Raw genomic sequence first — 9,427 nt, forward strand, 5'->3', positions numbered from 1 at the left:
CAGCATGATTATGCTCCTTCCTTCAAATGGCTGAACGGGCATCCGGACCGGCATTCATGAAACATCCGGACATTGTGGGCGTTTGCGGTGCTGAAAGGTTTGCGCTGCCAGGAGATGCAGACATTGCGGGCGATGTCGCCGAGCGCCGGACAGCGAACAGTCTCCGCCATCAACGCACCGCGCACGGCCAATTCGACACGGCCAATATCGCCGTTCTGATAGCTGTTGGAGAGAACCTGGCTAACGGCAGAGGCCGAATACCCAACCTTGCGGGAAATCGCTGACTGGCTTTCCCGATCACAGGCTTCAGCCAGGATGACGATCCAGTCAGGAATAACGCTACCCCAGGCCGCACGTGCCTTCTCGACATTGGTGAGCTTCGCAGTGGTCATGTTCGGGGTCATGGCTGGACCTCCTGCGCTTCTGCAGGGCCGACAATTTCATGCCGGTTCTGGTCGAATACGGCCTTGATGCGCAGGATCATCGGCGGCTTCGGGCCGGTGTTCATATGATGCTGCAGGCGATAGACGCCGAGCTTGCCAGGGCGACCTTTCTGAACTTCCAGTAGGTAACCGGCTTTGTGCAGAAACTTGACGTAGGATTTGACGGCATCGATATCGATCGGTGTGTCACCTGCGCGCTGCCACACCGTGATATCCTGTGCGGTGAAACCAAGGCGTCCGGCTTCGGAACGCATATAGTTCCAGATTGCCTGCTGTTTCGTCATCCCATCGACGATGGTGCCGTCGCGGCGAACTTTCGGCGTTGCAGATTGTCTGACCAAAACGCGATAGAAAGCCTCATTCCGTTCACCAATATCGTTGGTCATTTCAATTATTCCGGCTTTCAGCAATCGGCGCAGGAAATCATTGATGTCGGACATGCGGGCGTTGGAACGATCAAATATCTCGCGAGCTGAAAAAGGCTTCTCGGCCATCGCGCAATCCATGATCACATTCCAGTAGTGATCGAAACCACGCATCGGCGGACGATCCTTGGCAGCGGTAAGTTTCAGGACGATCGACATTACGCGGCCTCCTGTTCGCGGCGGACAGGAACCTTATCAGACGCAAAATATCCGTCCTGGCTGCGATATTCTTTCAGACTGATGTGCGTGAGACCGCCGACATTGGCAGCGTTGGCAATGGCGTGGAGGCTGTTGCATATCTGACGGGCACGGCCCTTTGCCTGCTCTCGCACGTGATCCAGAAGTTCATCTGCGATTGTAACCGTCGGATAATAAGCACGTGCGAGAGAGCGCGTATCGTCCAGATCGCAGGGCTGTGCATAGACCCATTCCAGAACCAGATCGCGGAAACGATCGATACGCTCCAGCTTCTTCGGCAGCAATTCTTCGCCAATCAGCATGACGGGCACATTCGACTTCTTGGCGATCATGCGCATCATTTCGATCATGTTTTTGTCGGCAAGCTTGTCAGCTTCGTCGATGATCAGGGGACGGTGCGGATCGCGGGCGAGTGTGCCGATGATCTCTTCTTCCAGATCGGCGAGCGTGCCCTTGGCATGAGGTTGCCCAAGTTCGGAAAGGATTTTCTGCAGAAGGGTCTTCTTCGTCCAGGTATCGGAAACCTCAATCAAGACGGCATTGGTGCCGCTTTGCGCAAATACCGCCGCCTTGCTTTTGCCGTATCCCGAGAAACCGGCAAAAACACCAAGGTTCGGCTGCGACGGATGGCGGTTCTGCAGCGAACGGGCCAGCGCCAGACACAGCGCAACGTTCTTGATCGGCGCAGTGCCCGCTTCATTGACAATTTCATTTAATGGTGTCATGGATTTCCTCACACGTAATGGCAATGACTTCACTGGCCCCGCCGCTAACGGGGCCTTTTCTTTTCAGACGGCTGTCAAAAGCGCTTTCTCCAGCCCGAAAATCTTCATCATGTCTTTGTTGGTCTGGTACTGGGCGGTGGCCTGATATCGAACCAGTTGCACCGCGCTCTCCGCGTCCAGTTCCTCGCCTCCAGCAATGCGCGCCTCCAGATCCATCGCCCATTTGAAGCGACGGGCCGCTGGCTTTAGGCTTGCGTCAGGGTCGAGATGTACAATCTTGGTTTCCCGCCGACCTTCAGCTTCGCGCTGCAGAGCCTCATGAATGGCTGCTGCCTTTTCATTCAATGGCTTTGGCTGGTGTGCCGTCTGCGGCAAGGTAACGGCATCTACTGCCGCAGATATTGCTGGCGTCGAGTGCTGCTCCTCGCGCTTCGGCAACTGGATGACGTTCGCACTTTCGGCCAACCGCTCAGTTACCCGCTTCTTGGCAACCTCTATGGAGCGGGCAATGGCAGCAGGTCCTTTTTTGATCTGGCGGACTTCCGCCTTGATCTCCTTCAGGCGGTCTTTGACGAGGGAATTGACCGCATCCATGCGAGCTTTTGCGAACTCGGCAGGGTTGACACCGGATATCTCCGGACAGATGGCCGTGTCCAGAAACTGGCGACCGTCAGGCGTGTAGACGTAAATCTGGCCGAGATCATCCGGATGATGACGACAGAAAACCTCTGTGCCGACCATGATGGCTTTCGGCAGATAGAACAGGTTATCGATACGGATGCCCTGATGCCCGACCTTGCGTATTCCATTGTTACCAGCAATTGGCATCAACAAGGCATCAAGCGCTCGTTGATCGACGCGCCGGACTGGCTCGGTGGATCGAAGGGCAGCTTCATTCGGAGAAATGCCCTTGAGACCAGAATGCCTGTTCTCATTATAGATGTAGGTAAGCCAGTCGTCGGTGTAGGAACGCAGCTCCTCAATCGTCATGGTGACTTCGAACAGATCGCGCTCATCAGCCCCCAGTCGCTGCGCGAAACTCTTTTTGCTCTCGATCGCCTTCCGCTCGGCAACGTTGTGACCGATGTAGCCTGGAAGCTGCGGGGCAACTTCGTGCTGAAATGTTTTGATGGCCCGCTCGACAAGCCCTTTTTCTGCAGGGCTATAGGCGTGTGAAGTGTCCGGTTTGATATCGAGATCGGATAGAAGGCGCATGGTTGCAGCCGCGACGAAATCAGAGCCGTTATCGGTTTTGATGACTTCCGGCACGCCCCATTCGAGAATGGCGCGGCGGATCAACAGGCCGACAGCTTCAGCACGTGGAGTTTTCGAGAATGTGATGATGAAGCGGCGTGTTGCGACATCGATGCAGGCATACATGGACCAGCGACCATCGACGCAGAGCGCGTCAACCGGCGATGCGTCAATCATCCACATCTGGTTCATGCGTGTGACGTACCGATAGGCGCCAGTACCAACCAGCTTCATGCGTGAACGGAAAGCATCTGGATTGGAATAGGCCAGAATTGCCGCTTTCTCGGTTTCGCGCAGCCGCGATATGAAATACTGAAACATCCGGACTTCCGGCAATGGCTTCAAACTGCCATCCCGATCGACAAGTTCGCGTCCAAACTGGTATTCGACCTGATCGCGAATGACCTTCGCCGACATCGATGGCGCGTCGGCGATCCATGCTAGAATATGACGACGCACCTCACCTTGGTTTGCAGTTTCAAGGAGGCTGGTGCCTTTACGTGCGTCCGCAGGGTCATGCGCAAGTGTCAGACCATCATTATCCCGCGCTTTGCTGCGCCACCTCTGAAGACTGCGCACGGAAAGCTTGCCGATGGTTTCACCAACCCAATCGGGCAGGTCCTGAACCTTGCCGCGATTGAAAGCTTGGACGAACAAGTGATCAGAAGCCAGAACGGTCATTCCATTCAGGCGCTTGTATCGGTCGGCAAGTCGCACTGTGATAATCCGAGCGCCGCGCTCCTGGCGCGCTCTTTCGCTCAGATTGGCGTCAACAGCGCCAGAAATCCTCAGATCATCGTCGTCAACCTTGATAAAGCGCTGAAGATAGCAAAGGCGCACATCCAAAGGCAGCACGTCGATATGATACTCAAAGCCGCCGCCGCCCTCGCGACCGCCACGCGGGCGTACAAGTGCATGATAGCGTGACCATTTTTCGCGATCGGCAAGATCGTTAATGCCGCGTTTGCTTTCCGGCAGCCCGGGCAATAGGCCATCCCTTGCCGCATCGGCCATTTCCTGTGCCGTAAACCACATTTGAACGGACATTGGAGCGTGAATATTCATGGTCAGATGGCTCCCCACTTGGCCTTTTCCGCCGCTTTGAATTTCTGGATTTTCTGCTCGGCCTCATCGGCCAGATGCACGTTGATCAGCGCCTGGTACTTCCGATCGACAACGACTTGCCCGAAACGACCGGCGACGAAGCCGAGCAGATCAATGCAGCCGGTGACTTCGATCAGCGCGATGAAGCGTTCGAGCGTGATACGATGGGTCTCGGCACCTTCCGACGCATAGTTCGCCAGCATGTTCTCCGAGATTTGATAGCCAAGCTCGATCGACATGGCGGCGGCGATCTCAGCGCGGGACATGCTGGATGATTTCAGTGCCAGGGAGACGGCCTGACTGATCTGTGAGGCAAGGCGGTTGCCACGGATCGCGCCGGGTTCAAACCCGGCCGCGACCTTCGGCGGTTCCCATGCCAGCAGATCGCCCGTCAGGCTATCGCCCCGCAGCTTCACCATCAGAGAGCGCCTTCCTCAGCCAGGATGGAGAGGATTTCATCTTTATGCGCCCTGATGAAATTGCGCCGATAGCGCACTTCAAACCGCGTCCAGGTATCGCTGAAACTGCGGAAAGCCTTCTCGACCGGGTTTTCAGGCTTGCGACCTTCAGCAAGCACCAATGCCTCTGCTACTGAACCGGCCTGCGGTGGTTCACTGAAAAGGAGATCAAGCGCCTTGCTTTGCAATTCATGCGGCATAACGGCAAGATTGCGCAGATCGAGGGCTTTGCGCTCAACGCTCGTGCCGCGAACGCGCTGCTTGGTATCTTCAGACAATCCGTTGACCATGGCGACGGCCATGCGGATTGCGCGGTCGGATAAGCCGGTTGCCTCAGCTGCTGCGGCAGCAAAGGAAAAAATTTCCGTTGCTGATTTCTGACGAGCCTTACCACCTGCAACACCCTTTCGGGTATCGGGGTAAAGCGCCTCATAAACCTCTTTCAGTTCGGCGAGTGCTTCACCTTCCTCCAGCGCAGTATATGGCTCTCTGTTGAGATTGATCATGATCTCGCGCAGGCGGCGTTCCTGCGGCTTCAGCCATGAAATAGGGGTAACGCGGGCATCGATCTCATCGACCTTGTTCTGACGAAGAGCGGCAACGCGCAACGCACCGTCATCAAGGCTGAAGCGCCCGTCTTCCGTTTCGACCACCACGATCGGCTGCAACTGACCCTGGGCGGCAATGTCTTTGGCCAATGTCTCAACACGCTCAGCGCGCTGACGGCGAATGCGGCCCTCCGGAACATCGACCAGATAAAGCGGGATGCGTTTGTACTCATATGGGGCGGTCATGAGAATGCTCATTCAAATGCGGTTGAAGACTGGGTGAAGGGATGCGCGCCCGCCATGAAACGGGAAGCAAAATAGCGGGCGCGCTCATCGCGCCAGGGGGAGCGGCGCGATCTGTGAAATCGATTGGTGTTTTGATGAATCTTGGTACCTTGGCGGAACCGGACGGCGTTGGAGCGCCGTCCGGCACCTGACATTCCCTTATGAGCCAACCACAAAGGAACGATCTGAATGACTGGAAATGACCACGTCCCAACAGAAGATAGCCTGTCGCTTGAGGATAAAATCCTTGCCCGATTTTCCGCAATCGAGAGGCTCTTATCTGTCATCGCAGGGCGCGAGATGTTTAAAGACCCGCAACTCCGAACATTCACCGAGACATCTTTGAAACGTTCCGAGAAGTTAACCGATAAAGATGGTGACGCATACATATCAGACCCTTTGTTGCTTCAGGTTGAAAAGGACTTTCAAGCAATCCTCAGATCATCTCTGGAGATTGCGCGTCCTGTTATCGCCAAGCGGGGCGTTGACTGATTTCGTTAAGGCGACCGGGTAGCACTGTCCAAAACTGTTCAAGCGACCATCCTTGTTCGACAGCATCGACAATAAGATCGCGAATTGTTCCAAGAACTTCCGGACTAGCGGATTGAATTGCCTCAAATGCATGCGTGTGATGACCGGATTCTTTCTCCATCGCATCAAAGCGGTTGAGGTCCGCTGTCACCTGAAACCAGTTGAGTGAACGAATGCCGGTGAGGATGTACTGAACGTCAAGCCCGCTAGAGGCCATTCGGAATAAAAGGAAGGCATCAGGAATAAGCTTGCCTGCCTCAAGCATGACGATGGCGTCGGCGGTCAACAGCAAACATTCAGAGAGTTCATCATTGCGCCAATGCGCTCGCTCTTCCCGAAAGCGCGCCCCCATCGCCATCAGATTAAGTGCTGGAATATGAGTATCCATCATCCAGCCCTCACAATCATGACGGCGATAGCGGCAACCTGGGCGAAAAACATCACGCCCAGGATGAAGGCGACGACTGTCCAGAAAGACAGGATGTCGTGAAAAGTGGCGTTGTCAGAAACGCGGACGAGTTTTGACAAGAAACGGGTCATTACGCTGCAACCCTGTCAGAAGAGCGCGTCGCTTTTTGACTCGCAATTGCCTGCTCATTTTCGATAGAAAGGATTCGAGACTTCCGAATGGGGTAACGCGTCGGAAATAGATCCTCGACACGTTCGCCGAGAATTTCGGCGATCGCTTCCTGTGCAGGTCTGTTCGTACGCGACCAGACAGCACGGAAATTGTTGGGGTTGAGCCCTTTGAATTCTGCCAGGCCCGTCAGGGTCCAACCGGCACGTTCAAGCGCTCGCTTGATTTCGATGTTATCCCATGACTTTCGGGTCACTGGACGCCTCCGGATGATTGGCAGGTTGCTGGAACAACCTGCCTTTTGTTGGAACTTGAAACGCAACAGCGCAACGCAATCGCGTTACGCATAAAGGACATTAAGTTCGTTTTGCGGTTTTGTAAACCGCAAAACGAACTATTCGACATGGCGCGACCAGAGAAGATAAAAACGCCTTTAGGTCAAAGGCTTACGGATGCACGGAAGGCGCTCGGCTATGAAACTCGAGCACCTTTTGCAGAGTTATTGGGTTTGCCGTTAGAAACGCTTGGTGGATACGAACGAGGTGTCAGGGAACCCGATTCGTCCTTTATGGCGATGTACCACGAGCGATTTGGCATCAATCTAACATGGCTAATTACCGGGCATGGCGAGATGTTCGCCGATCCGGCAAAAGCTCCGGCCCGCAGCAGGATTGTCAATAAGCAGCTAATGCACAAACTGGCGCGGCTTGCTCGCGAGGCGCGCAAGGAAATAGGCGGCGGCATGCACGGTGAAACCATCACCGAAGATGCGGCCGACCTCTATAATGAGCTTCTAACGCTTGTTAACAACATCGACGATATGGAGGAGGTCGAGGCGACGCTTCCCCGGCTGAGCCTGTTGTTCAAACGCAAGCTGCAGGAGCAATCCCGGAACCGAGAGGAAGGCCGGAACACCGCCTGATGATCGTCCGTTAAAGGGGCTTTAATGGGTGTTGCGGCGATTTGAAATTTCCCACCTTGAGGCGGTCGTTAAACTGCCTCGTTTATTTACAGCATTGAAATCATTGAATTAAAACAAGGTGGGAAGAGAGGAATTTAGTGCCACTTTTTCTTCCCACCTTAAGCATCCAGTTTCTTGTTTTTCAAAGGGTTAGGTTTCACGCGATTTCGGGTTTCGGTCGGTTTTGTGCCAACCGATTTTGCACGGCGATTTTGGCCAATGTAGTATCGACTTACTGCTCTTCCGCTTTAATGCGTTGATAAATCGCAGTTTTTGCCAGCTTCCCAAACAACCCCACTTAATCCCGGACTATCCCGGTAGTGCCATATGATATTGCGGGTTACACTTCAAAAAGCGAAGCACTTCAGCTCTATGGTGAAGCTGATATTGCCGCTGAACAGCGATTGAAGATGTTGCAGGACGGCGTCTCAACAAAAGAAGCGATTTTGTTCGAGGCTTTTGCGGCTCAAGCGGCCTCAAGAGGCCATCAACTCATTGATTTGAGCAAAGTCATCGCAAAGCCCCAACCTTCTCTTCAAAACTGCATCTGAATGGCGCAAAACCAAGAGCAAGGACCCGTTCCTTTTCAAGTCATTCTTCAATGCCTCGGAACGCGATACTCATCTGTCCAAGCTTGTTGAGCTCTATGAAGCTCGGGAAGACTACCGACTAAACAAGCTCGACGACAACTCACGCCGCAAGCATCTTAATCCACGAAGGTTGGCGATCAAAACTTTGATCGATCATATCGGGACCGATAAACTGGTGTCTGAGCTCACACGTGACGATGCCAAAAGCTTTCATGCATTCTTGAAAAAGAAAATAAGTGATGGGAAAATTGTCGAAAACACAGCGAACAAATACCTCATGCATATTCGCACGCTGTTATCCGGCTTTAACAAGGAGCATGACCTCAATGATGGGACAGTCTTCGACAAATTGAACTTTGACGAGGACGATGATGAATCGAATACGAGCGTCTATTCAACAGAATTCATCAAAAGGCGCTGGCTCACTGGCAATCCCTTTGAAAGCATGAATGACTGCGCACGCGCTTTGCTCTTCGCGATGATCGATACAGGATGTGGATACAAAGAGCTATGCGGGCTTGATCCAAATACCGACATCAAGCTCAATCATGCAGTCCCGCACATAATCATACGGGTTAACAAAACGCGGGGAACCAAGACCAAGTTTCGCAAACGCATTATTCCCCTCGTCGGACTGGCGTTGAAAGCCTTTCAGGAATTCCCAAAAGGTTTCACGCGCTATGCAGACCCTAACGGGCCGGATAACGCTTCGAACGCCATTCGCAAATTCCTGAATGAGAATAATCTGAATGAAAGCGATGATCATTCACCGCGTGGCTTGAGACATCTGTTTGCCGATAGAATGCGGGAACACAACGTTCCAGAAGAATTGCAGAGCAGACTCATGGGTCATAAGTTCAAAACAATGACCGCCCGTTATGGGAAAGGCCATTATTTGCAAACCACCCAGAAATTCTTGAAAAACCTCGAGAATGACTTCAAATAACGCTTGACTTCTGGATGTAATTCATGTATTGTTGAAAATATAGATCGATAAGGTTTTTCTTGTCGATCTATATTTTTTAATTAATTTCAACAGGTCGCATTCGTTAAGGGTGCAGGGTTCCTCATGATTGATAAGGATAGACTTCAGTAACGTAGATATCGATGAATATCTCAACACCGTAAAAGAACTCGGTGAATTTGCCCGACAACATGATCTTAAAAGAGAGTTCGATCTCTTCAAAGAAGCATGGAAATTTGCCAAAGATTACAAGGATCGGAATTCAGCTCCTTGGTAGTCCTTTAAGCGGTAATCCCCCCGTTTTTAACGGGGCTCGTCAGTAGAATTCACGCGGCCATTTTCAGTTTCTGTGCGGGCGTTACGC

13 protein-coding genes are annotated in these 9,427 nt (G+C 53.0%); 4 read left to right on the forward strand and 9 right to left on the reverse strand.

What is annotated here, in order from left to right; translation table 11 throughout:
- Window positions 1-8: 8 nt before the first annotated feature.
- From KWJ32_RS27280 to KWJ32_RS27305, 6 genes are all read right to left on the reverse strand, one after another.
- On the reverse strand, window positions 9-404 hold the full coding sequence (locus KWJ32_RS27280; protein WP_151691384.1) for a transcriptional regulator: 396 nt from the start codon (window positions 402-404) through the stop codon (window positions 9-11).
- Window positions 401-1,027, reverse strand: coding sequence for a hypothetical protein (locus KWJ32_RS27285; RefSeq protein WP_256886584.1), 627 nt, complete (start codon window positions 1,025-1,027; stop codon window positions 401-403). The genes KWJ32_RS27280 and KWJ32_RS27285 overlap by 4 nt, the downstream gene beginning before the upstream one ends.
- Window positions 1,027-1,791 (reverse strand): AAA family ATPase, encoded by a 765-nt coding sequence (locus tag KWJ32_RS27290; RefSeq protein WP_151663322.1) that lies wholly within the window; start codon window positions 1,789-1,791, stop codon window positions 1,027-1,029. The genes KWJ32_RS27285 and KWJ32_RS27290 overlap by 1 nt, the downstream gene beginning before the upstream one ends.
- Before the next feature lie 63 nt (window positions 1,792-1,854).
- Window positions 1,855-4,110 (reverse strand): DDE-type integrase/transposase/recombinase, encoded by a 2,256-nt coding sequence (locus KWJ32_RS27295; RefSeq protein WP_256886585.1) that lies wholly within the window; start codon window positions 4,108-4,110, stop codon window positions 1,855-1,857.
- 2 nt (window positions 4,111-4,112) lie between these two features.
- On the reverse strand, window positions 4,113-4,568 hold the full coding sequence (locus tag KWJ32_RS27300) for a hypothetical protein (RefSeq protein WP_151663320.1): 456 nt from the start codon (window positions 4,566-4,568) through the stop codon (window positions 4,113-4,115).
- Entirely contained in the window at window positions 4,568-5,401 is an 834-nt protein-coding gene (locus KWJ32_RS27305) for a ParB/RepB/Spo0J family partition protein (RefSeq protein WP_256886586.1), read from the reverse strand. Before KWJ32_RS27305 ends, KWJ32_RS27300 begins: the two co-directional genes overlap by 1 nt.
- Window positions 5,402-5,629: 228 nt before the next feature.
- Here KWJ32_RS27305 and KWJ32_RS27310 point away from each other — a divergent pair, with 228 nt between their 5' ends.
- Window positions 5,630-5,932 (forward strand): hypothetical protein, encoded by a 303-nt coding sequence (locus KWJ32_RS27310; protein WP_151691279.1) that lies wholly within the window; start codon window positions 5,630-5,632, stop codon window positions 5,930-5,932.
- On the opposite strand, the gene KWJ32_RS27315 is transcribed toward KWJ32_RS27310, so the two are convergent.
- From KWJ32_RS27315 to KWJ32_RS27325, 3 genes are read right to left on the reverse strand one after another with little or no spacing between them, the layout of a single operon-like run.
- A complete protein-coding gene (locus KWJ32_RS27315; protein ID WP_151691278.1) occupies window positions 5,907-6,362 on the reverse strand; it encodes a hypothetical protein in 456 nt (151 codons plus the stop codon). The two genes, KWJ32_RS27310 and KWJ32_RS27315, sit on opposite strands and share 26 nt — an antisense overlap.
- Window positions 6,359-6,511 (reverse strand): hypothetical protein, encoded by a 153-nt coding sequence (locus tag KWJ32_RS27320; protein ID WP_256886587.1) that lies wholly within the window; start codon window positions 6,509-6,511, stop codon window positions 6,359-6,361. The genes KWJ32_RS27315 and KWJ32_RS27320 overlap by 4 nt, the downstream gene beginning before the upstream one ends.
- A complete protein-coding gene (locus KWJ32_RS27325) occupies window positions 6,511-6,804 on the reverse strand; it encodes a helix-turn-helix domain-containing protein (protein WP_151691298.1) in 294 nt (97 codons plus the stop codon). The genes KWJ32_RS27320 and KWJ32_RS27325 overlap by 1 nt, the downstream gene beginning before the upstream one ends.
- A gap of 45 nt (window positions 6,805-6,849) precedes the next feature.
- Between KWJ32_RS27325 and KWJ32_RS27330 the strand changes: the two genes are divergently transcribed.
- The 3 genes from KWJ32_RS27330 to KWJ32_RS27340 all read left to right on the forward strand — a co-directional run bounded on the left by KWJ32_RS27330 (window position 6,850) and on the right by KWJ32_RS27340 (window position 9,045).
- Window positions 6,850-7,470, forward strand: a complete 621-nt coding sequence (locus KWJ32_RS27330) for a helix-turn-helix transcriptional regulator (RefSeq protein WP_151691297.1) — start codon at window positions 6,850-6,852, stop codon at window positions 7,468-7,470.
- Between the two features lie 359 nt (window positions 7,471-7,829).
- Window positions 7,830-8,060 (forward strand): hypothetical protein, encoded by a 231-nt coding sequence (locus KWJ32_RS27335; protein WP_256886588.1) that lies wholly within the window; start codon window positions 7,830-7,832, stop codon window positions 8,058-8,060.
- Window positions 8,061-8,244: 184 nt separating this feature from the next.
- On the forward strand, window positions 8,245-9,045 hold the full coding sequence (locus tag KWJ32_RS27340; RefSeq protein WP_151609581.1) for a site-specific integrase: 801 nt from the start codon (window positions 8,245-8,247) through the stop codon (window positions 9,043-9,045).
- The last annotated feature ends 382 nt before the right edge of the window (window positions 9,046-9,427 follow it).

The organism is Ochrobactrum sp. BTU2 (genome assembly GCF_024539785.1).
In the GTDB taxonomy this organism is placed as follows: domain Bacteria; phylum Pseudomonadota; class Alphaproteobacteria; order Rhizobiales; family Rhizobiaceae; genus Brucella; species Brucella anthropi.